Annotated in this window: 14 protein-coding genes and 1 pseudogene; 6 read left to right on the top strand and 9 right to left on the bottom strand. The window is 53.1% G+C overall.

The features are described 5' to 3' along the window. The 3 genes and pseudogenes from AC06ND_RS09210 to AC06ND_RS09200 form a co-directional block, all read left to right on the top strand. Positions 1 to 1026, top strand: a pseudogene (locus AC06ND_RS09210) (hypothetical protein); the annotation flags it as partial. Positions 1027 to 1133: 107 nt separating this feature from the next. Next, positions 1134 to 3038, top strand: coding sequence for a family 43 glycosylhydrolase (locus AC06ND_RS09205; protein WP_475678687.1), 1905 nt, complete (start codon positions 1134 to 1136; stop codon positions 3036 to 3038). Between the two features lie 30 nt (positions 3039 to 3068). After that, positions 3069 to 4676, top strand: coding sequence for an alpha-galactosidase D (locus tag AC06ND_RS09200; protein ID WP_475678686.1), 1608 nt, complete (start codon positions 3069 to 3071; stop codon positions 4674 to 4676). 82 nt (positions 4677 to 4758) lie between these two features. Here the strand turns inward: AC06ND_RS09200 and AC06ND_RS09195 are convergent, their stop codons facing one another. The 5 genes from AC06ND_RS09195 to AC06ND_RS09175 form a co-directional block, all read right to left on the bottom strand. Then, entirely contained in the window at positions 4759 to 6066 is a 1308-nt protein-coding gene (locus AC06ND_RS09195; RefSeq protein ID WP_475678685.1) for a uracil-xanthine permease family protein, read from the bottom strand. 57 nt (positions 6067 to 6123) lie between these two features. Beyond that, a complete protein-coding gene (locus AC06ND_RS09190) occupies positions 6124 to 6768 on the bottom strand; it encodes a hypothetical protein (RefSeq protein WP_475678684.1) in 645 nt (214 codons plus the stop codon). Between the two features lie 71 nt (positions 6769 to 6839). Next, positions 6840 to 8462: a glutamine-hydrolyzing GMP synthase gene (guaA, locus tag AC06ND_RS09185; RefSeq protein WP_475678688.1), complete on the bottom strand. Its 1623-nt coding sequence runs from the start codon at positions 8460 to 8462 to the stop codon at positions 6840 to 6842. Further along, positions 8462 to 9940, bottom strand: coding sequence for an IMP dehydrogenase (gene guaB, locus AC06ND_RS09180; RefSeq protein ID WP_475678683.1), 1479 nt, complete (start codon positions 9938 to 9940; stop codon positions 8462 to 8464). Before guaB ends, guaA begins: the two co-directional genes overlap by 1 nt. A 108-nt stretch (positions 9941 to 10048) precedes the next feature. After that, positions 10049 to 10783, bottom strand: a complete 735-nt coding sequence (locus AC06ND_RS09175) for a phosphatase (RefSeq protein ID WP_475678682.1) — start codon at positions 10781 to 10783, stop codon at positions 10049 to 10051. Between the two features lie 372 nt (positions 10784 to 11155). Here AC06ND_RS09175 and AC06ND_RS09170 point away from each other — a divergent pair, with 372 nt between their 5' ends. Both AC06ND_RS09170 and AC06ND_RS09165 read left to right on the top strand, forming a co-directional pair. Continuing rightward, a complete protein-coding gene (locus tag AC06ND_RS09170; RefSeq protein WP_475678681.1) occupies positions 11156 to 14272 on the top strand; it encodes a SusC/RagA family TonB-linked outer membrane protein in 3117 nt (1038 codons plus the stop codon). 12 nt (positions 14273 to 14284) lie between these two features. Next, a complete protein-coding gene (locus AC06ND_RS09165; protein WP_475678680.1) occupies positions 14285 to 15997 on the top strand; it encodes a RagB/SusD family nutrient uptake outer membrane protein in 1713 nt (570 codons plus the stop codon). A gap of 308 nt (positions 15998 to 16305) precedes the next feature. Here AC06ND_RS09165 and AC06ND_RS09160 read toward each other — a convergent pair whose 3' ends face one another. Then, a complete protein-coding gene (locus tag AC06ND_RS09160; RefSeq protein ID WP_475678679.1) occupies positions 16306 to 17151 on the bottom strand; it encodes an HAD family hydrolase in 846 nt (281 codons plus the stop codon). Positions 17152 to 18238: 1087 nt separating this feature from the next. Here AC06ND_RS09160 and AC06ND_RS09155 point away from each other — a divergent pair. Further along, the gene (locus AC06ND_RS09155; protein WP_475678678.1) at positions 18239 to 18994 is read left to right on the top strand and encodes a helix-turn-helix transcriptional regulator; all 756 of its coding nucleotides are present in this window, start codon (positions 18239 to 18241) and stop codon (positions 18992 to 18994) included. Between the two features lie 88 nt (positions 18995 to 19082). Here AC06ND_RS09155 and AC06ND_RS09150 read toward each other — a convergent pair whose 3' ends face one another. The 3 genes from AC06ND_RS09150 to AC06ND_RS09140 all read right to left on the bottom strand — a co-directional run bounded on the left by AC06ND_RS09150 (position 19083) and on the right by AC06ND_RS09140 (position 22425). Continuing rightward, positions 19083 to 20231 (bottom strand): acyltransferase family protein, encoded by a 1149-nt coding sequence (locus AC06ND_RS09150; RefSeq protein WP_475678677.1) that lies wholly within the window; start codon positions 20229 to 20231, stop codon positions 19083 to 19085. Between the two features lie 154 nt (positions 20232 to 20385). Then, positions 20386 to 22254 (bottom strand): molecular chaperone HtpG, encoded by a 1869-nt coding sequence (gene htpG, locus AC06ND_RS09145; protein WP_475678676.1) that lies wholly within the window; start codon positions 22252 to 22254, stop codon positions 20386 to 20388. 24 nt (positions 22255 to 22278) lie between these two features. Continuing rightward, positions 22279 to 22425 carry a hypothetical protein gene (locus AC06ND_RS09140; protein ID WP_475678675.1) on the bottom strand — a complete coding sequence of 49 codons (147 nt, stop codon included), beginning with the start codon at positions 22423 to 22425 and terminating at the stop codon, positions 22279 to 22281. Positions 22426 to 22675 lie beyond the last annotated feature (250 nt).

The following is a 22675-nucleotide window of genomic DNA, read 5'->3' as shown; positions in this document are numbered from 1 at the left end:
GACCATAACGCCTCTGCACAGAATGGTAAGTGGACGGCAAAGGACGCAGGCAGAACAGCTGCTAACGGTGCAATCGAAACAATATTTATACCGGGCCTCGAAACGAGTCCGATGGTCGATGAATGTCAGACTGACATGATGGTGGAGTCGAAGGTAGTAGACGAGACGGCAGCCGATTCGAAACTTGTCGACGAGACAGCGGTCATGTCGAAACAGGCAGACGGTAAGTCAGAAAACTATAAACAGTCAGGAAGCAATAGGAAGACCGAAGCGGAGACGGCTAGCCCGAAGCACGGAGGCGACCGTGAGAGAATGAGACGTGGACGCGGTGAGGTGTCGATAGGCATCATCAATTCTCTCGGCGCTCAGAGCTCCAACACTCTCGCATTCGCAGGCCCGTCACTGACAGTGGCCGGACCTGACGAGAATGCCGTATGGGATGACAGCCCTATGCTTGGCGCGATGCTCTTCAGCCGTGGAGTCGGAGAGGCGAAGTTTACACACCGCATGCCGGTCAGGGTCGGCGTGACTCTCGACTGGCAGCTCGCTCAGAGATGGTTCATCGAGAGCGGTCTGACCTATACCAGGCTTAATTCCAGCATACGTCAGGGCGATGACGATAACTACACCAGTGCAAGCCAGAAGCTCGACTATATCGGAATACCTCTGAACCTCAAGTTCAAGGCCTACGGCACGCCGAGGTTCGGACTCTATGCCTCGGCCGGTATGAACCTCGACAAATGCGTTTCGGCAAGCAGGAGAGGCAGCTACCGATTTGCCGGTATCGGCGGACCGGAAAGTGGGGAACTCGGAATTGAGAAGTACGACGAGCGCCCTCTGCAGCTGTCGGCGAACCTCGCAGCGGGTGTGGCATACATCATTTCACCGCTCATGAGCATATATGCAGAGCCGGGAATAAGCTACTATTTCGACGACAACAGCTCGCTTGACACGATATACAAGGAGCGTCCGCTGAACTTCAGCATGAACCTCGGACTCCGATTCACGCTCATCCGTGGAAGATAGCCTCCTGCTCGAGACGATTTCTATTATTAACGCCACTGAAAGGTGGCGTTTTTTTGTTAGATTTGTGCTTGGCACATAACTGTACACGCTGATAACTGACCACGCTTATGAGACAGACTCTCCTTTCATGGCTTGCTGCGACGACTCTTGTCGCTGCGTCAATCCTTGTATGCCCCATTGCACATGCACAGGGAAATACAGTCCTTCCGGAAGACGAAATACATGGATATCTTTTCGCGCACCGCTCGGCACACGGCGGATGGCCAGCGTTCGCGACATCTCCCGACGGAGTACATTTCCACGACATGCTCTGCGGCGACTCCATCTTTTCCGTGGATGACAAGGGCGAGTATGGAAATGTCAGCTACGTCTATGTGTGTCGTACCCACGAGAACGACGGATACATACTTCTTACCACGAATAACGACGGCAGCGTCTGCGTCCAGCTCAGTTCCGACCTCATCTCATGGACAGAACCGCAGGAATTGGCGCTCAGAGGCGCCCGCAGCGCGAAGGTGGTCTGGGATTCGCTTTCCGGCTCATACCTTCTCTATTACGCGGAAAAGGAGCGCGGAAGGCTTCTTGGCAACAGGCTCTCGCTGATGCGCTCGTCGCTCGATCCCGTGCCGGTGGTCTCGCTGAGCGATCCGGAGATTCTCGCCGACTGGGACAAGACTATCCTCGACGCCGAACTCGAGTGTCTTGAGGACGGCAGCGTCGTGCTCCTTGCCAAGGTCGATGACCGTAGCGCCGGTTTCCTGCGCGCTTCCACCGGCAGCCTCAGAGGACCATGGACCATGCCATCGGAGAGCATCGTGATAGAGGGTGACGACTACTGTCGCGAGATCAGCGCATTCAAGGTCGCGGACCAGAAGGGATGGTCGTTCGGATACGTGAACACGGCCAAGGGCGGATACAGGCTCTGCCAGTCGGACGATGCGATGGACCGTTTCTTCGCGCCGAAGAACATCGAGGGCATCTACGGACCTGACGCCGGCTCCTTCCTGGCGCTTAACGAGGAGGAATATCAGAGGATACAGGCCTGGGCCGACGCAGAGGAAGCGAAGCACCTCGCTCCGAACGTGAAGAATCCCGTGTTCCCTGGCCTCCATGCCGATCCGGAGGTGCTCTACAGCGTCCAGACCGGCAAATACTACATCTACCCAACCACCGACGGCGCATACGCTTGGCACAGCTACGACTTCCATTGCTTCTCTTCGGAGGACCTCGTGAACTGGAAGGACGAGGGCGTGATACTCGACCTGCGTGACCTCGAATGGGGCGACAGGGAGTACGCATGGGCTCCGTGCATCATCGAGAAGCCTGTCTTCGGCGGATTCAAGTACTACTTCTACTTCGTTCATCACGGCACCATCGGCGTCGCAGTCGCTGACCAGCCGGAAGGTCCGTTCAAGGATGTGCTCGGAAAGGCCCTCCTCACCCAGGAGGAGATCCATGCGCCGAACCAGATCATCGACCCGGACGTCTTCCGCGACCGTGCGACCGGAAAGTACTATCTCTACTGGGGTAATTCCTACCTCTGGATGGCGGAGCTTGCACCGGACATGATATCCCTCGTTCCCGGCACCATGCATGAGCTCATCCCGCGCTCGAAGATCGGCGAATACCACTACCTCGAAGGCTCCTATGTCTTCGAGCGCAAGGGCCTCTACTACTTCATGTGGTCGGAGAACATCACCCGCTCGTCATACTACCGCGTCCGCTACCTCATCTCGGACTCGCCTACCGAGTTCGTCAGGAACGGCCGTCCTGCGAAGGTCGAGGAAACCATCGTGATACAGCAGGATCCGTCGAAGCAGATCTTCGGCACCGGCCACCATTCGGTGATCTGCAAGCCCGGGACGGACGAATGGTACATCGTATATCACAGATTCAACCGCCCGGGTGGTGTGAAGCTCGGCCTCTCCGGAGGATATAACCGCGAGGTCTGCATCGACAGGCTCGAGTTCAACGAGGATGGTACGATCAAGCCAGTTATCCCGAGCCTTTAGGAAATCAAATCACTTAAACCATACATCAGCATGAAACGCATTATCTCGTCAATGCTAGCAGCTGCGGCGCTTGTGTCCAGCTGCTCCGAGCCCGGAATAAAGACCGAGCCCGTCAATCCGCCAACCATGGGATGGAGCTCATGGAACTGCTTCCTCGTGAACATTTCCGAGGACATCATCAACCGCCATGCGGACCTTCTCGTCTCTACGGGTCTCTCAGGGCATGGATATGACCACATCAACATCGACGACGGTTTCTTCGGACACCGCGACTCCCTTGGTTACATGACTGCGCATGAGGAAAGGTTTCCAAACGGCCTCAGAGGAGTCGCTGACCATATCCACAGCCTCGGTCTCAAGGCCGGAATCTATTCCGACGCCGGCAACAATACCTGCGGATCAAGGTGGAATGGCGACGTGAACGGTGTCGGTGCAGGACTCTGGCAGCATGAGGTGCGCGACGCGGAGCGCTATTTCAACGACTGGAACTTCGATTTCATCAAGATCGACTATTGCGGTGGCAGCGGTCTGGGACTTGACGAGCATGATCAGTACCTCAGGATACGACACGCCATCGACAGCGTCGCTAATCATCCTGTCGAGGTCAATATCTGCCGTTGGGCATTCCCGGGTACATGGGTGGGTGAAGCCGGCGATTCATGGAGAATCAGCGGTGACGTGCGACCTTTCTGGGGCAGCATCAAGAGCACCATCGAACGTAATATGTACCTTTCTGCATACGCAGGTGGCGGTCGTTACAACGATATGGACATGCTCATCGTCGGATATGCGAACAAGCCATCTCCGCTCCTCGAGGACTGCTACGGCGTGCCTTTCAACGAGGAGGAGACGCATTTCGGAATGTGGTGCATCATGAGCTCCCCTCTTCTTCTTGGTTGTGATCTCGGCTACATTCCGGAGGAGACCATGAAGATCATCACCAATGATGAACTCATCGCACTCGACCAGGATCCACTCGGACTTCAGGCCTATGTCGTCCAGCATGATGGCGAGGGCTATGTCTTTGCTAAGGATATCGAAGTGCTCCGCGGAAAGACCAGGGCTGTAGCTCTCTATAATCCTTCGGAGGAGGAGATCAGTTTCGAGGTTCCTCTCGAGACTCTCGAGTTCGCCGGTTCGGTATCAGTTCGTGACCTTAACCGTCATGAGGAACTGGGTACCATGGACTGCATACGTCTCTCTGTGCCTGCTCACGGCGCAAGGATACTCAAGATCACTGGAAAGAAGAGGATCGACCCAAGCATATACGAGGCTGAGTGGGCATTCATACCTTCATACAGTGCAATCACACGTAGCACCAGGCCTATGCCTCTCGACGGCGCTTCCGGTCAGGTTGCTGTCCCATATCTCGGCGGTTCCAAGGACAATTGCCTTATCTGGAAGAACGTCTACTCTACCCGTGGCGGCAAGCATGAACTCAGCATCCGCTACCAGAGTGACGAGGTACGAACTCTCGAGGTCGAGGTCAACGGTTCGAAGGAGACTGTCCTTCTCCCTGCAAGCGCAGACTTCAAGGAATATGCACTCCCAGTTACCCTCAAGGCAGGTTTCAATGTGGTCCGCATGGGTAACGATACCGAAGAGGCTCCTGTGGTGGACTGCTTCAGGGTTTTGTAAAAGGCTGGATATCAACGATATGCTATACGGACGGCTCCCCTTTCCGGGGGAGCCGTCCGTTCGTTATGGTGCTGAGAATCAGCTATTTAGTTTCTCCGAAGACGTAGTCCTTACCAGGAAGGACGGCGTTGAGGATGATGCCGGCGAGGGCGGCAACTGCGAGGCCTGAGAGCTTGATGGCGCCTGCGCCGACAGAGCCTGGACCATACTGGATACCGATCGCGAGCACGAGGATGAGTGCTGCGATGATCACGTTGCGCGATGCGGTGAAGTCAACCTTGTTCTCGACCATGTTCCTGACACCGACAGCCGAGATCATACCGTAGAGTACGAGAGAGACGCCGCCGACGGTAGCCGATGGCATTGTGCTGACTGCGGTCGCGAACTTAGGACAGAATGAGAGGATGATGGCGAATACGGCTGCCATGCGGATGACCTTAGGGTCGAATACCTGGGTGATGTTGAGAACGCCGGTGTTCTCTCCGTAGGTGGTGTTCGCAGGGGCTCCGAACATCGAAGCGAGTGCGGTTGCGATACCGTCGCCCATGAGGGTCCTGTGGAGACCTGGGTCGGTGAGATAGTCCTTGCCGGTGGTAGAAGAGATCGCGCACATGTCGCCGATGTGCTCCACCATGGTAGCGAGAGAGATCGGAAGGATGGTGATGATTGCGGTAACGACGAGACCCCAGTCAGGTGCCTTGAATACGCTGATTGCTGTGTTCTGCATCTGGAATGGGAAACCTATCCATGCGGCTTCCTTCACAGGTGCGAAGTCGACAGCGCCGAAGCAGCATGCGACGATATATGAGCCTACGGCACCGAGGAGGATAGGAATGATCTTGATCATGCCCTTGCCCCAGATGTTGGCGACGATGATGATCGCGATGGCAGAGAGTGCGATCCACCAGTTGGCGCTGCAGTTGGTCACGGCCGAGCCGGAGAGGGTGAGGCCGATGGCGATGATGATAGGTCCGGTGACCACAGGTGGGAAGAAACTCATGACCTTGCTGGTGCCGAATACCTTGATCAGGCCGGCGAGGATGAAGTACATCAGGCCTGCACAGAACACACCTATGCATGCGTAAGGAAGTGACTGGGCCATGGTCATCCCGTAGTCCGAGTCGGCGATGGCAACGACGGCTGCGTATCCTCCGATGAATGCGAAGGACGAGCCGAGGAAAGCAGGTACCTTGAATTTGGTCAGGACATGGAAGAGGAGCGTTCCGAGTCCGGCGAACAGAAGAGTCGCGGACATCGAGAGGCCGGTGAGCATTGGAACGAGTACGGTGGCGCCGAACATCGCGAAGAGGTGCTGCACGCCGAGCACGGTCATCTTGGGAATACCGAGCGATCGTGCATCCCAGATAGGCTGGTTCTGTTGATTTGCCATGATGATTATAATTAGTTGTACTTACTTGATTCTTTGGGGGTCAAACGGACCAGTCGGTCAGTATTCCAAGGCTTCGAGATAGAACTGACGCCTCTGGGCGCTGTCTACCGGGCAGTATGTTATCCTGAATTCGAAGCTTATTCCGTCGTCGAGGTTGCATGCGTAGAGACCTCCTGCCTCTGAAAGGAAAAGGCGCCTGTACTTGACTTCGTTGTCCTTCTGGAGGTCCATGATGTAGTGGACGGTTTTGTGGACGAGAGCCTCGTCAAGGGGATCCTTGCAGAACACGAAGAGACCGAACTCGTCGAAATTGCCGTAGAAGCCGGAACTCACCTTACCGACCTTGTTCGCGATGATGTCGCGCAGCGGCTTGGCACCCTGCCAGTATCGCAGTTCGAGGCCGCCGATGTACTTGCCCTCATGGATTCCATATCCATATCCTTTCTCCTGGACTTCGTCATAGCCGGGGACATCGTCCTGACGCGGGAATCCTGCCAGGCCCTTGAGCATCTGGTTCGCAGCGGCCTTGCCGGGCTCCATCGCACGGGTAACCTCGATTCCGAGTCGCTTGCGGTCGGCACTCTGGAGGTCGGGCCTGTCTTCGTTTATGAGGTCGTCGAATTTATGCCCCAGGAGAGTCCTGAGGGAAGTGATGGCGTATCTTTCGAAGAAACATGTTCCGTATTTTCTGTATGCACCCATGTCCTTAAAACATCATTCCTCTCAAATTTAGCAAAAAAAAGAGGCAGACCATACGGTTTGCCTCATATTTTTTATTCCCACTCAATTGTTGCAGGTGGTTTTGAGGATACGTCATAGACTACGCGGTTGACGCCACGAACCTTGTTGATGATCTCGTTGGATACGTCAGCGAGGAAGTCGTATGGGAGATGAACCCAGTCGGCGGTCATGCCGTCGGTAGAGATCACGGCCCTGAGAGCGACGCAACGCTCGTAAGTCCTCTCGTCGCCCATGACACCTACGCTCTGTACTGGGAGGAGCATTACGCCCGCCTGCCAGATTGCGTCGTAGAGGTTGTGTGCAACCTGGGTAGGATCGCTTGCGCTTCTCACCTCGGTGGCGCCCACTCCTGCGAGAGCCTCGATGGCTGCCTTGTTTCCGTCGAGGGAGTACTTGCGGAGACCCTTGATGAAGATGTCGTCAGCATTCCTGAGGACGGTGAGCTTCTCCTCTGTGATGTCGCCGAGGATACGGATACCGAGTGACGGACCTGGGAAAGGATGACGGCCGATGAGCTCGTCCTTGATTCCGAGGGCACGTCCTACGCGGCGAACCTCATCCTTGAAGAGCGACCTGAGCGGCTCCACGATTCCGAGGTGCATCTCCTCTGGAAGACCACCCACATTGTGGTGTGACTTGATCTTCGCAGCGGTGCCGTTGATACCTGCAGACTCGATAACATCAGGATAGATTGTACCCTGAGCGAGCCAGCGTGCGTTCTCGATCTGCTTTGCGTATTTGTCGAAGGTCTCCACGAAGAGCCTTCCGATGATCTTTCTCTTTCCCTCTGGCTCTGTGACGCCTGCGAGAGCAGCGATGAACTCCTTGGAAGCATCAGCACCGATTACGTTGAGGCCCATGTCCTTGTATGACTCGAGCACATCCTCGAACTCGTTCTTGCGGAGGAGTCCGTTGTTCACGAAGATACAGGTGAGGTTGTGGCCGATGGCCTTGTTGAGAAGCACGCCTGCCACGGTTGAGTCGACACCGCCGCTGAGGCCGAGGATGACCTTGTCGTCACCGACCTTCTCGCGGATCTCCTTGACTGCCGTCTCGATGAATGAGTCAGGAGTCCAGTCTCCTGTACATCCGCAGATTCCGAGTGCGAAGTTCGAGAGAATCTTGGTTCCCTCGACGGTGTGGAACACCTCTGGGTGGAACTGCACTGCGTATGTGGGCTCGCCGTTGATCTGATAAGCTGCGTACTCTACGTCAGAGGTGGCAGCGATAGGCTCTGCACCTTCAGGAAGCTGTGCGATAGTGTCGCCGTGAGACATCCACACCTGTGAGCTCTTGCTCATTCCGATGAGCAATGGTGAGTCTGCCTTGGTGACATTGAGGATGGCACGACCATACTCCCTGGCGATCGAAGCGTTCACTGAACCGCCGAAGTGATGTGCGAGGTACTGTGCTCCGTAGCAGATGCCGAGGAGAGGATACTTGCCCTTGATGCCGTCGAGCTTTACCTCAGGCGCATTGGCTTCCCTCACTGAGCATGGACTGCCGGAAAGGATTACACCCTTCACGTCCTCGTCGATCTGCGGGAACTTGTTGAAAGGGTGGATTTCGCAATATACGTTCAATTCCCTGAGCCTGCGGCCGATGAGCTGGGTGAGCTGGGAACCGAAGTCGATGATAAGAATTTTCTCCATTATTATTCGCTACGTGAGTAGTTAGGTGTTTCCTTGGTGATGGTCACGTCGTGTGGATGGCTCTCTGCCATACCGCTTGCGGTCACCTTGGTGAACTTGGCGGTCTGGAGGGTTGCGATGTCCTTTGCGCCGCAGTAGCCCATACCTGAGCGGAGACCGCCGAGGAGCTGGTATACTGTCTCTGCGAGTGTGCCCTTGTAAGGTACTCGTCCCACGATTCCTTCTGGTACGAGCTTCTTGGTGTCAACCTCGCCGCTCTGGAAGTAGCGGTCCTTCGAACCAGCCTTCATGGCGTCCACTGAGCCCATTCCACGATATGACTTGAACTTACGTCCATTATAGATGATAGCCTCTCCTGGAGACTCCTCGGTACCTGCGAACATAGAACCGCACATCACGCAGTCGCCGCCGGCTGCGAGAGCCTTCACGACGTCACCGCTGTAGCGGAGACCACCGTCTGCGATGATTGGAACGCCCGTTCCCTTGACTGCCTGGGCCACGTTGTAGATCGCGGTGAGCTGAGGTACGCCGACACCTGCCACGATACGGGTAGTACAGATCGAACCAGGTCCGATACCGACCTTGATACCGTCTGCGCCAGCCTCCACGAGCATCTTGCCAGCCTCGTAGGTTGCGACGTTACCGACGACAACGTCGAGATTAGGGTACTTGGCCTTGATCTCGCGGAGCTTGTCGAGCACGCCCTTGCTGTGTCCATGGGCACTGTCGAGAACGACTGCATCGACACCCTCTGCAACGAGTGCGTCCACGCGGTCGATCGCGTCAGCCGTGATACCGATGCCGGCAGCACAGCGGAGACGACCCTTGCTGTCCTTACATGCCTCAGGATAGATCTTTTCCTTTGTGAGGTCCTTATATGTGATGAGTCCCACGATATGGTAGTCTGCATCGACTACCGGGAGCTTCTCAACCTTGTTTTCCTGGAGTACGACCCTGACATGCTCGCGATCGGTCTCGTTGTCCCTGATGGTCACGAGTCCTGTGCTGGTCATGGTGTCCTCGATCTTCGCGTTCATGTCGTTCTGGAAACGCACGTCACGATTGGTGACGATGCCCACGAGCTTATTGTCCTCGTCTACGACAGGAATACCACCGATATGGTTGTCATGCATGATCCTGAGCGCATCACCGACGGTAGCGTCCTTGGTGATGGTGATAGGATCCATGATCATTCCGTTCTCTGCCCTCTTGACGCGGCGCACGTTGGCTGCCTGCTCAGCGATGGACATATTCTTATGGATGACGCCGATTCCACCTTCCCTGGCGAGGGCGATGGCCATAGGTGCTTCGGTAACTGTGTCCATTGCTGCGGACACTATCGGAATGTTGAGAGTGATGTTCCTGGAGAACTTGCTGCGGAGGCTCACTTCCCTCGGCAGAACTTCAGAATAGGCTGGTATGAGCAATACATCGTCGAACGTAAGACCGTCCAATGCTACTCTTTCTTCGATAAATGACATAGGAATCTTATTTTATGAATGTGCAAAGATACGGAAAAATACGGCTAATCTTGCAGCCGTAACTATCTTTTTGAAAAAGTTTTCAACAAAGTATGTCCGTGTCCGTTACTAATGTGAAGAAGGCGTGACCTTAAGGCACCTGAGAAGGTGGTCTGAGTCGTAATTCAGCACCAGTTCGTCTGGGAATCCGGCCTCTTCGAGCAGCGGATATAAATAGGTGTAGTCCGCAATCGAGAACGATATGTGCGCATCGCTTCCGAGTATTACCGGAACCTTATGTCGCGCGCAGAGGCGGAGTATCTCAAGATTGTTGTCCCTTGCCGTGGTCTTTCCTCTGCATGGCTTGAGGGAGGAGTTGTTGATCTCGAGTATGGTGCCAGTCCTCTCGGAGGCGAGCACTATCTGCTCGAAGTCGAGTTCTGCAGTGCCGTCGCCGGGATGGGTGATGATCTGTATCCATGGATTCTCCATCACCTTGACGACTGCGGCGGTATTCTCTTCCTTGGTGCCACCCTTGTAGCAGAGCGAATGCAGGCCGGCGCTGCGCAGGTCGGTCTTCTCCATGAAGAACTCGTCGAAGTCGACATTACCCTGGGTGTCGAGAATGTTTAGCTCCACACCTATCATAAGATGTGTTCCGTACATGTCGCGGGGAATCACATGCACATTCCTGAAGTACAGCGGGTGGCACGCGCCGGGAAGCGCAGGTCCATGCTCTGTTATTCCGAGTATCTCAATTCCCTTCTCTGCGGCAGCTTTCGCCATCTCCTGAATAGTGCTGTATGCGTGGCCAGAGGCCACGCTGTGCGTATGAAGGTCCAACTGTATCCTGTTGTCGTACATATAAGACTTAATTTACAAAGGTGTATCACGTCGTCTATAGGAAATGCAAATTTACAAAAAAACGAGTTTGACGTCCTGCCGCCTGCCAGATATGTGGAGTACGGACCTGTTATGCGCTTTTGAAAATCATTCAGTAGCATTTGAAAAACATTCATCTGGTCTATAAATGAATGAATCAGATTTTTTAGATTTTCATTCACCGAGGACTGGTTTAAAGCGAAAGTCGCATTTTTCCATTATTTCTCGTTCAGTTCATATTAAAAAACGGTCAAACGGTGAATATTTGCGCGTTTGAATCAATTGCAGTAGTGTATATGCTAATGAAACGGTAGATTTGCACATCATCATTATTATTAATAACACCAATCACAAATGAAAAGAACTATCATTAAGCTGGCAGCATCTTTGCTGTCCCTCGCTGCTCTGAGCTTTACAGCCCAGGCGCAGTCGATCAGTGTCAGTGGTACGGTTGTCGACGCAAGTGGACAGCCAATCATTGGTGTATCCATCATGCAGGACGGAACGACTACCGTTGGTACCGTGACTGACCTCGATGGTGCTTACAAGCTCTCTGTTCCGAGCAATGCAAGCATCACCGCTTCATGTATTGGTTACACTTCCCAGACTGTCGCAGTCAATGGCCAGTCTGTGATCAACTTCACTCTCGTAGAGGATTCTGAGTTCCTCGAGGAGACTGTCGTTATCGGTTACGGTGTACAGAAGAAGTCTGACCTCACCGGTTCAGTCGCTTCGGTACGCGGTGATGACCTCAACGACCGTTCAACTACAGATGCAGCTGCTGCACTTCAGGGTAAGGCAGCCGGTATCCAGATCATCAACTCATCAGGAGCTCCTGGTTCTGGCGCTGAGATCCGTGTACGTGGTTATTCATCAAACGGTTCTGACGGTCTCGGCCCACTCCTTATCGTCGACGGTCTTAAGGTGAGCACCATCCAGTACCTTGATCCTTCTATGATCGAGTCTATGGAGGTCCTCAAGGATGCGGCTTCTGCAGCAATCTATGGTGCACAGGCAGGTAACGGTGTCGTTCTCATCACCACCAAGTCAGGTGCAAAGTCTAAGGAGGGTAACGTATTCTACCAGTATCAGATGACTCGCAACTCTCTCGGTCGTCACGCACAGGTGATGAATGCTGAGCAGTTCATCGGTTGGCAGGAAGAGGCTGGTAACTTCACCCGCAAGGGTCTCATCGACTCAGGTCTTTGGGACGGCAAGACCGATACCAACTGGGCTGACGTGACATTCGCTCCTTCTTTCAACCATCGTCATACCTTCGGTGTTCAGGGCGGTAACGATCGTGGTTCATACTACACCGCTATCACCTATACCTCACAGGATGGTATCCTCCGTGGTCACAAGGATTTCTACAACAGACTTTCTGCGCAGATCAACGCAGACTATAAGATTAAGAAGTGGCTCCAGGTAGGTACCAACATGTCTATCGAGCGCTACAACAGGCAGCAGGTGTTCGAGCACTCAGAGTATCAGACCGGTAACGGTTCTACTATCCTCGGTGCCCTCATCATCGACCCTCTTACTCCTCCTTTCTACCTCAATGATTCTGACGCTCCGTCAGATATGCTTCAGGCAATCGCTGAGGGTCAGACTGTCTATAGGAATGAGGATGGTTACCTCTATGCAACATCTAAGCTCCAGCAGGGTGACGGCGTGAACCCTCTCATCGGTCGCGACCGTAACAACAACAAGAGCGAGGGTTTCAACGTACGTGGTACCGTCTTCGCTAACTTCACTCCTATCAAGGGTCTCACCGTTACCTCACGTTTCGGTTTCCGTATTGGTCAGAGCTACTCTTCAAACTACACTGATCCTTACTATGTAAACCCTAAGGTATACGCCAATGTATATAATATTTCTGCTAACTCAAGCCAGAACTATTATTATCAGTGGGAGAACTTCGCAAACTACAACAAGACTTTTGCGAAGAAGCATAATCTCGGCGTCATGGTCGGTATGTCTTATGTATATCAGGACAACCGCGGCGTGAATGCTGGTCTCGAGGGTCCAGATCCTCTTAAGGGTTATGATCCTAACTTCCTTTATATCAACCAGGACAATGGTTCAGGTACCAAGACCATCGGTGGTGGTGCTCCTACCCAGAGAGTAAACATCTCTTACTACGGCCGTCTTACCTATTCTTATGACAACAGGTATAGCCTTCAGGCTAACTTCCGTGCTGATGCCTTCGACTCATCTAAGCTCTCTGCTGATAACCGTTGGGGTTACTTCCCTTCATTGTCTGCAGGTTGGACCATCACCAATGAGCCATTCATGCAGAACGTAAGCAAGAATGCTCTCTCATTCCTCAAGATCCGTGCTTCATGGGGTATCAACGGTAACATCGAGTCTCTTCGCAACTATGCATACTCAGCAACCGTCGACTACAACTCATCAAAATATCAGTACGACGCTGTTGACAACACCGTATCTCTTGGTTCTAAGCCAGCAGGTCTTGCTAACCCAAGCCTTAAGTGGGAGACTTCTTCACAGATTGACCTCGGTATCGATGCACGCTTCCTCAACAACAGGTTGACTTTCGCAGCAGATTACTACGACAAGAACACCAATGACCTCCTCGTCCAGATCTCTCCTGTATATGAGGTTGGTATCAATTCTACTTACGTGAACGCTGGTTCAATCAATAACCATGGTCTCGAGCTCGAACTCGGTTGGCAGGATCAGATCGGTGACTTCCACTACTCTGTCAACGCAAACTTCTCGACCCTCGCTAACAAGGTTACCTATCTCGAGCCTTCTATCTCACGTATCCCTGGTGCTTACTTCTCTAACTACAAGCTCACTAACAATTTCGAGCAGGGTTACCCAGTATGGTATCTCCGTGGTTTCAAGTTTGCAGGCGTAAACAAGGAAGATGGTTCACCTCTCTACTACAACAAGAATGGCGAAGTTGTCAGCAAGGTTACTGACGACGACCTTACTTACGTAGGTACCGGTATTCCAAAGTATAACTATGGTATTACCTTCCGTATTGACTGGAAGGGCATCGACTTCCTCCTCTTTGGTACCGGTGCAGGTGGAAACCAGCTCATGCCTTGTCTCTATCGTACAGAGCACCCTCGTATCAACTCACTCTCATGGTTCTACGAGAACAGGTGGACTCCAGAGAATCCTAACGCAGCAAGCTGTGCAATCAACAAGATCGCTCTCGATGCAGACTTCTGGTCATCATCAGCAAACCTCTTCAAGGGTGACTTCTTCAAGATCAAGCAGATCCAGCTCGGTTATACCCTCCCGAAGGCATGGAGCAAGAAGGCATTCATCGAAACTCTCCGCGTTTACGCGTCACTCGACGACTTCTTCACCTTCACTAAGTATCCTGGTTTCGACCCAGAGACTGCTTCTACAGGTGCTGCCAATTCAATCGGTATGGATAAGGGTTCTTACCCTAACTCAAAGAAGATCATCTTCGGTGTTAATCTCTCATTCTAATTTCAGACTAATATGAATAAAGTATCATATATTGGATTAGCTATCGTAGCTACCCTGTCTGCAGCTTCTTGTAGCCAGAGTCTCCTCGAAATTCCTCAGAAGGGTGTCGTAGCAATTGAGAACTTCTACCAGACTCCTGAGGATTGCCAGTCGGCAGTAACCGCAGCCTACAACCAGTGGAACAGGTACATGACTACCGGTTCTGGTCAGCCTGTATGGTGTATTGCACCTCCTCATTATGTTATCACTACCGCTCCATCTGACGAGTGCTACTATGGTTCAGGTAACTCTGGTGACCACGTTTTCGGTCTTGAGATCAACGAGTACAGACCTTCTTTGACTGGTCAGAATACCATCGTTGTGAACAACTACATTTCTACTTATCAGCTCATCTACACAGCAAACCAGGTCCTCGACCACTTCTCTCTCGATGATTCAAACCCTAACGTTAGGCGCAACGTCGCTGAGGCTATGGTTATGCGTGCGTGGGCACATCTCCATCTCGCTATCTACTGGGGTAATGCTCCTTACGTAGATCACGTCCTCAATGGTGACGACCGTCCTGGTCACACCCCTAAGGAGGAGATTCTCAAGAATGTCATCGATGACCTCAAGACTGCTGCCGATGTTCTTCCTTCAAGGCAGGGTAAGGGTGATAAGAATGGTGCAATTCGTCTTACCAAAGAGGCCGCTCTCTCATTCCTCGGTAAAGCTCAGGTTCATGCAGGTGACTTCTCTGGTGCCAAGAGCACTCTCAAGCAGGTCATCACTTCTGGCAACTACGACCTCGTCCCTGGCGACCAGATGCTTAACCTCTTCCACAAGGCAGGCGATGCAAACGAGGAGAAGGTCTTCGAGCTCAACTTCGTAGACAACTCTAACGCTGGTCTCCGCAGCACTGCTACTTATCACTGGCAGGTAGCTAACTCATGCTTCTGGCGTGACCTCAAGATCCTCCCTGATCTTACCATCCAGGAGATGGGTTGGGGTGGTGGTGGAAACCCTACCCAGAAGTTCGTCAATGCTATTCTCGAGAACGAGGGTAATTCTGCACGTCGCAAGGCATGGATCATCTCTTACGAAGAGCTTCTTACCGATCTTTCTTACACTAAGAAGGTGGCTAACGATGCTAACATGACCAAGGAGGAGAAGCTCATGGACCCTTCTCGTGGTATTACTCCTGAGGCTAATACAGCTGGTGGTTACTATGGTAACTGCGGTTGGTTCCTTCTCAAGTTTGCTCCTTTCTTCAGCGATCTTATCAACAACTCTCCACGCGATACCGATCAGAACCACCCAGTTATGCGTTATGCTGAGGTTCTCCTCCTCTACGCAGAGGCTTGTGCAATGACCAACGATAACGACGGTCTCCAGTATCTCAACGCTATCCAGGATCGAGCTGGTGCACCTCGCACCTCACTCACCATGGAGAACGTGAAGAAGGAGAAGTGGTTCGAGCTCTATATGGAGGGAACTCGTTTCGAGGACCTCGTACGTTGGGGCGACGCTGCTACCGAGCTTAAGGACAATGGTCGTGAGGTTCCTAGCTTCAAGGATGATTTCTACCTTACCCCAGGTAACCCTCACAAGGCAGTCATAAACTACGATAACGCTTATTACAATGGTGACCTCTGCGGATGGAAGCCACAGCACCATGAGGTGATGCCTTTCCCATTCCAGGAGCTCAACATGAATCCTAATCTTCACCAGAATCCTGGTTATTAACAGTTAGTATGAAGTTTTCCGGCATTGCTGTTATACACACAATGTATCGGCAATGCCGGATTACTTTGCTAAACACGTACTATATTCATCACTATAGTATGTCCTAACCTAAAATTGAACCTTTTCATTTCTTTGATATGACACCTGGTATTCCAGGTGTAACAAACATAAATAAGGTTAGTTAGTGTCCAGAGTAGGCCTCACGGTCTACTCTTTTTTGTATCAAAAAGTAGGAGTATCAGAAAAAGGTATAAATCGGCAGTATCGCTGCACAGGCTCAGCTCAACTCAGAGCAGTCTGATTTAGCGCTACTTCAACTTTGCGAGACGGGCGAGCTCGTAGTCGGCCGCGATCTTGTCGATGATGGAGCATACGAGGTGGTAGGTACGGCCGCCCTTGGTATAGTTGGCCGGGGTCATGAAGCTTGCCCTGCCCTGTGCGAGAAGCTTGCGGGCGGTCGCGACCTTGCGCTTGTTCTCGGGATTGTAGACGGCGATCGTGTGACCACCGAACATCTTGACGATCTTCATGCAAGGCACGTCGGTATCTCCGTCGCCGAAGTATATCATGTGCGGGAAAGGAATCCTCTTGCGGTCCTCGGCCTGGCTCTCGTTCACGAGTATGTTGTCCCTGACGGAGAGAATGCCCTTGTTGATCTTGAAGAGGAACTGGGTCTTGGCAGTGTAGTCGACAGCGACGCCCGGCCACTCTGCGACTCCATCCTTGTCATAGAGGAACGAGCATGCGAATATCCTCTTGAACTCGGCGGCGATGCTTGTGCCCTCGATCATCTCGGTAAGACCGGAAGAGTTGATGTAGTGCTCTACTATGACACCGTGCTTGCGCCCGTACTCGTTGATCAGCGCGAACCACTCCTTCACGCCCTCGAAGAGCTCCACCTGCTCGCCGAAGCGGCGGAAATCCTCGCGGCGCAGGATGATACCCTTGCGCTTGGCCTCGTCGAACATGAGCTTCATGTAGCTCAGTACGTTGCTTGCGTCCTGCTGGATCGCGATCTCGTCACTACCCCTCCAGAACTCAGCCGGGCTCTGTCCTATGGCCTGGATGAATCCGAACTCCTGCATGTTACCGGGCGACAAGGTCCCGTCGAAATCGTATACCAAAGCTACGATGGGCTTCTTCCTGGTGCTCATTCAAATATCCTTTTATCCTACAAATATACGAAAATTGGCGATTCCAATGCATTGGAGTGTCTATGTTCGTTGCTGTATGCGGTTGCGGGCGTCGGTTGTTGGCGCGGGGGCAGGCGGTTGCTGACGACGGTTGCGGGCGCGGGGGCAAGCGTCGGTTAAGGGTAGGCGGTGTTTACAGGCAGGTGCAGGCGGGCGGTGACAACGGTTGCGGGTTCGGGGGCAGGCGTCGATTGCGTGCAGGCGGTGACAACGGTTGCTGACGACGGTTGCGGTTACGGGTGCAGGCGGTGGTTACGGGCAGGGGCAGGCGTCGGTTACGGGCAGGCGGGCGCGGGAGCAGCAAAATGCAGATCGGCTGCGCTCCGCTCGCCGACCCTAGTCCGGGCAAATGCATTTTGCTTGCTTCCCGCCCCGCTGTCGCTATCTATACTGTTTGCACTGCATATACTTTCTATGCTATGCGCACTGTTTGCACTGCATATACTTACTATGCTACGCGTACTGTTTGCACTGCATATACTTTCTATGCTTTGCGTTCTGTCTGTGCTGCGCATATTTTCTATGATACTCGTACTGTTCTTCCTGCACTGTCACGAAAGCCAAAAAATCAGCATTTTTTGGATCTCGTGCCAGGAAAAACATCGAAAACACCCAGATCACTGCCACGACGTACAAAAAAGTAGCGATTTTTGGATCTCGTGCTAGCAACACACGTCTTAACCCCATGATTCTTCGTCGCGAACTCAAAAAAAACAGACGATTCTTTAGGTTCGAGGCACGGAAACGTCGCCAAAATGGCAAAACGGCGCTGCGAACTTAAGAAATCAGCGAAATAGTTGGATTCGCGGCACGGAAACGGCGCTACAAGGGCAAAACGGCGCTGCGAACTTAAGAAATCAGCGAAAAAGTTGGGTTCGCGGCACGGGAACGGCGCCAAAAGGGCAAAACGGCGCTGCGAACTAAAGAAAACGACGCAAAAGGTGAGCTCGCGGGAGCAGCCTGGGCACGGAAAGCGCAAACTTCCAAAAACAAAGTATCTTTGCAGCTGTTATTCGAAGCCGGCAATAGGCTATGGTCTTTCAGGATTATGGACAAAGATTTCGAAAAGATAAACAGCTTGTACCTGTCGCAGCATTTCACGGACGACGGGAATGACGACAAGCTCATAGCAGAGTGCAGGTCGCTGGTTAGGACCTATGCTCTCACGGAGAATGCCATTGTCTCAATGGGCGACAACAAACTGAACTGCAGCTATTGCTATTTCGGTGGTCTGGCGGATGATCTTGGGCTGACGGAAGAGGAGCGCATTGACATTATTCCATCGCTCTACGAAAGTTTCATCTTTGAACGGGCAGATCCTGACGACCTGGCTCAGCGTCATGCAGACGAGGTGGCTTTCATCCACATGCTGAAGACCATCGAAATAACCCACCGCCGAGATTTCTACCTCAGCGATTTCATGCGACTTCGGGACAATGAAGGTAAAGACAGAGTAATTGAGCATAGGATGTTCCCGATGGCAACCTCATCGAATGGCAGTCTGAGACTCATGGCTTGCGTCTATACCTTGGCAAGAGATGAACAGCATCATGCAAAAATAATAGACACACGTACCGGAGAGATACGTGTGCTATCAAACAAAGATTTCGAGAATGTCCTTTCCATGCGCGAGCGTGAGGTGCTGCGACTCATAGACCGTGGCAGGCTTTCAAAGGAGATCGCAAATGAACTGTCGATCAGCATCAATACGGTGAACCGCCATCGCCAGAATATCCTCGCCAAGCTGAATGTCGACCATGCGATCGAAGCGTGCAAGGTCGCGCGCATCATGGGCATTCTGTAAGACGATTCTCAGTCTGCGCCATTCTCCCATCCCACGCGCCATTTTCGTCGCTCAAAGTCCAGGCCAGTCCCCGTGCACCGATCTGCATCTATTTCTTCAGCCAGTGCTCCTTCAGCCAGTTGCGTACAGGTATGTCATAGAGCTTGAGACATGCCCACGCAACGCCTACGACCATGATGAAGGTGCAGATTCCGACAAACACATGCGTGCCGACAGGTGCGTCCATGTGGTTCTCCGCCCAGCTCATGTGCATGTACAGAATCGGGTAGTGCGTGATGTAGAGCGGGAAAGAAAGCTGGCCGACGAAGGTACATATCCTGGTCGCACGCTCTCCCTGAAGCTTGCTGCCCGCGCCGATCGAGAGGATGACAGGGAAGAGCAGAAGGATGCAACAGAGCTCGTAGATACCTTCATAAACAGGTCCCATGTCGGTGAGCATAGGAGTTGAGACCATTGCGATGATCAGCAACGATGCTAGCAGGAAGCCCCTCTTGACCGAGATGAAATGTCCGATGCGCGAGAGCAGCAAACCCATGGTGAATGGGAACATGAGACGGACCATGGCGCGATAGATATGTTCCGGATCGCAGATGAATCCACCGTTGATCGTGTACTGGAAATCAGGGTCGACGAGATTGCCCCAAAGGTTGAGCTGCAGACAGAGATCTGCCGACATAAGTGCACAGAAGGCGACGATGATTCCGAGGACGATCTTACCGGTCCTGCGCAGGAAGAGCGCATAGAAGATGTTGGCGACATATTCGTAGATGAGCGTCCATATAGGTCCATTGATGCTGGTGAGCTCACCCCATCCGCGTATGTCCATCGACTTTGGCAGCGGTATCATGAAAATAAGGAGCAAAGCCTCGAGGAGCACCTTGTACCACGGAGCGGAATCCACCATGTTGAAGGTCGGTCCGCCGGTATAGTAGAAGAAGCAGATTCCGATCAGCACGCCCATGACGGCCATCGGCTGAAGGCGGGTGAGACGGCGCTTGAAGAAGTCCCAGGTGCTCATCTTGTCCCATCTGTCATCGTACGCATATCCGAGCACAAGGCCGCTCAGTGCGAAGAAGAAATCGACGGACATGAAGCCGTGCGGCATCACCCAGCGAGATATCTCTGATGGGTAGCACTCCATCATGTGGAACATCACGACTCCCAGGGCGGCTACACCCCTGAGGCCGTCGAGAATCTCGTAGCGCGGCTTGGATTCGAGATAAGAACTTGCTTTCATACTCTTTCGTTAAAGGGAAATGTGGTTTAAGATTGCAATTCTACGGCGAATAACCATCCTTCGCAATAGTCATTTATGACCAAAATCAAAAGGATGGCCTCGGGACCGTCGGGGTCCAGGGGCCATCCTCTACCTAAAAGTCACGCTTAGACAATTAGATATTCTTTGCAAGGATGTCTGCGCTGCGAGATATGAAGTCAGCGAGATCCTTGCCCTTGAGCATTCCATTTGCGAGAAGGGCGAGATCGGCAACCTGCTTGAGCAGGCCCTTGCTCTCCTCCGAGGTCTTGTCGGCCATGATCTTGGCGACGACAGGGTTCTCCATGTTCACGGTGATCACGTATGCGTTCGGCATCTCACCGTAGAAGTTCATTCCGCCACCGAGTGCGCTCATTTCGCGGTATCGACGCATGAACTCGCTCTGGGTGATGAGAAGCGGAGCCGCCTCTGCACCAAGGTTGTCTGCCTGCACGAGGTACTCGTTGCCTGTAGGAAGCACAGCCTTCACTGACTCCTCGAGCGCCTTCTGATCCTCCTCTGAGAGTGTCGGCTTCACCTTGTCCTCCTTAGGGATGAGGTTGTCGACAGAGTCTGAATCGACACGTGCGAACCTGCTGTTCTCAATCTTCATCTCGAGAAGGTTCACGAAGTGCGAATCGAGCTGGCAGTCCATAAGGAGCACATCGTAGCCCTTGTTCTTCGCAGCCTCGATGAACGAATACTGAGAATCCTTGTCGGTAGCGTAGAGGAACACGGTCTTGCCGTCCTTGTCAGTCTGGCTGCCGCTGATCGCGGTCTTGTAGTCCTCGATCGCATAGTACTTGTCCTCGGTGTTCTTGAGGAGGCAGAACTTCATCGCGCGGTCGCAGAACTTCTCGTCGCTGAGCATTCCGTACTCGATGAAGAGCTTGAGGTTGTCCCACTTCTCCTCGAGAGCAGCGCGCTCGTTGCGGAAGATCTCCTCGAGTCGGTCTGCCACCTTCTTGGTGATGTAGCCGGAGATCTTCTTGACGTTGGAGTCGCTCTGCAGGTAGCTGCGGGACACATTGAGAGGAATGTCCGGAGAATCGATCACACCGTGGAGAAGAGTGAGGAAGTCAGGGACGATGTTGTCGACGCTGTCGGTCACGAACATCTGGTTGCAGTAGAGCTGGATCTTGTTCTTCTGCACCTCGACCTGGTTCTTGATCTTAGGGAAGTAAAGGATTCCGGTAAGGTTGAACGGATAGTCTACGTTGAGGTGGATATGGAAGAGAGGCTCATCTGCCATAGGATAGAGGGCCTTGTAGAACTTGTCATAGTCCTCGTCCTTGAGCTCTGACGGTGCCTTTGCCCAGAGAGGCTCGACCTTGTTGATGACGTTGTCCTTGTCGGTGTCGACGTACTTTCCGTCCTTCCACTCCTGCTCCTTGCCGAATACGACAGGGACGGGCATGAACTTGCAGTACTTCTCAAGAAGTCCCTGGATGCGGCTCTTGGTCGCGTACTCTGCCTCATCGTCGGCGATGCTGAGGGTGATGCAGGTACCACGGTCGGTCTTGTCTGACTCCTCCATGGTGTATTCAGGGCTGCCGTCGCATGTCCAGCGCACGGCCTTCGCGCCATCCTTCCATGAGAGTGTGTCGATGGTCACCTGCTTTGCGACCATGAACGCCGAGTAGAAGCCGAGTCCGAAGTGTCCGATGATGCTTCCGAGCTGATCCTTGTACTTCTCGAGGAACTCACCGGCGCTTGAGAAGGCGATCTGGTTGATGTACTTGTCGACCTCCTCTTCGGTCATACCGATACCGTTGTCGATGATCTTGAGGCTCCTTGCTGCCTCGTCGAGCTCGATGCGCACCTTGATGTCTCCGAGCTCATGGGTGAAGTCGCCGCTGAGCGCGAGTGCCTTCATCTTCTGGTTCGCGTCGACCGCGTTTGCCACGAGCTCCCTGAGGAAGATCTCATGGTCTGAATAGAGGAACTGCTTGATCACCGGGAAGATGTTCTCGGTGGTTACTCCGATTTTACCTGTGTTTGCCATATATTTCTTCTTTTTATAATTCGTTTACATCTGTCCGCCGAAGTCCTCTGCCTTCCGTCTGCCTTCCATCAGCATGTCGGAGTCCTTTGCCATCCGTCTGCCTTCCATCAGCATGCCGAAGTTCTCTGCCTTTCGTCTGCCTTCCATCAGCATGTCGGAGTCCTTTGCCATCCGTCTGCCTTCCATCAGCATGCCGGAGCAGAAGTCCTCCCGGACACCGAAACATAAATCAATTAGCGTTCCAATCCGCCCCGACTGACAAATTGTCACTGCCGCCTCCGCCTCTCGCGCCTCTGCGCGGCGGAGCGGGGCGGGAAGCAAGCAAAATGCCTTTGCCCGGATTAGGGCCGGCGAGCGGAGCGCAGCCGTACTGCATTCTGCTGCTCCCGCACCCGCCCGCACCTTCCCACCCAGCCAGTTC

Source organism: Candidatus Cryptobacteroides sp. (assembly GCF_056207615.1).
The sequence above is the reverse complement of the archived record's forward strand: the minus strand, read 5'-3'. Positions and strand labels throughout refer to the sequence as shown.

What these genes read in the sequence shown, in the direction of transcription:
- AC06ND_RS09205 (WP_475678687.1), top strand. Translation starts at nt 1,134, where the DNA reads ATGAGACAGACTCTCCTTTCATGGCTTGCTGCGACGACTCTTGTCGCT.
- AC06ND_RS09200 (WP_475678686.1), top strand. Translation starts at nt 3,069, where the DNA reads ATGAAACGCATTATCTCGTCAATGCTAGCAGCTGCGGCGCTTGTGTCC.
- AC06ND_RS09195 (WP_475678685.1), bottom strand. Translation starts at nt 6,066, where the DNA reads ATGGCAAATCAACAGAACCAGCCTATCTGGGATGCACGATCGCTCGGT.
- AC06ND_RS09190 (WP_475678684.1), bottom strand. Translation starts at nt 6,768, where the DNA reads ATGGGTGCATACAGAAAATACGGAACATGTTTCTTCGAAAGATACGCC.
- guaB (WP_475678683.1), bottom strand. Translation starts at nt 9,940, where the DNA reads ATGTCATTTATCGAAGAAAGAGTAGCATTGGACGGTCTTACGTTCGAC.
- AC06ND_RS09175 (WP_475678682.1), bottom strand. Translation starts at nt 10,783, where the DNA reads ATGTACGACAACAGGATACAGTTGGACCTTCATACGCACAGCGTGGCC.
- AC06ND_RS09170 (WP_475678681.1), top strand. Translation starts at nt 11,156, where the DNA reads ATGAAAAGAACTATCATTAAGCTGGCAGCATCTTTGCTGTCCCTCGCT.
- AC06ND_RS09165 (WP_475678680.1), top strand. Translation starts at nt 14,285, where the DNA reads ATGAATAAAGTATCATATATTGGATTAGCTATCGTAGCTACCCTGTCT.
- AC06ND_RS09160 (WP_475678679.1), bottom strand. Translation starts at nt 17,151, where the DNA reads ATGAGCACCAGGAAGAAGCCCATCGTAGCTTTGGTATACGATTTCGAC.
- AC06ND_RS09155 (WP_475678678.1), top strand. Translation starts at nt 18,239, where the DNA reads ATGGACAAAGATTTCGAAAAGATAAACAGCTTGTACCTGTCGCAGCAT.
- AC06ND_RS09150 (WP_475678677.1), bottom strand. Translation starts at nt 20,231, where the DNA reads ATGAAAGCAAGTTCTTATCTCGAATCCAAGCCGCGCTACGAGATTCTC.
- htpG (WP_475678676.1), bottom strand. Translation starts at nt 22,254, where the DNA reads ATGGCAAACACAGGTAAAATCGGAGTAACCACCGAGAACATCTTCCCG.
- AC06ND_RS09140 (WP_475678675.1), bottom strand. Translation starts at nt 22,425, where the DNA reads ATGGCAAAGGACTCCGACATGCTGATGGAAGGCAGACGAAAGGCAGAG.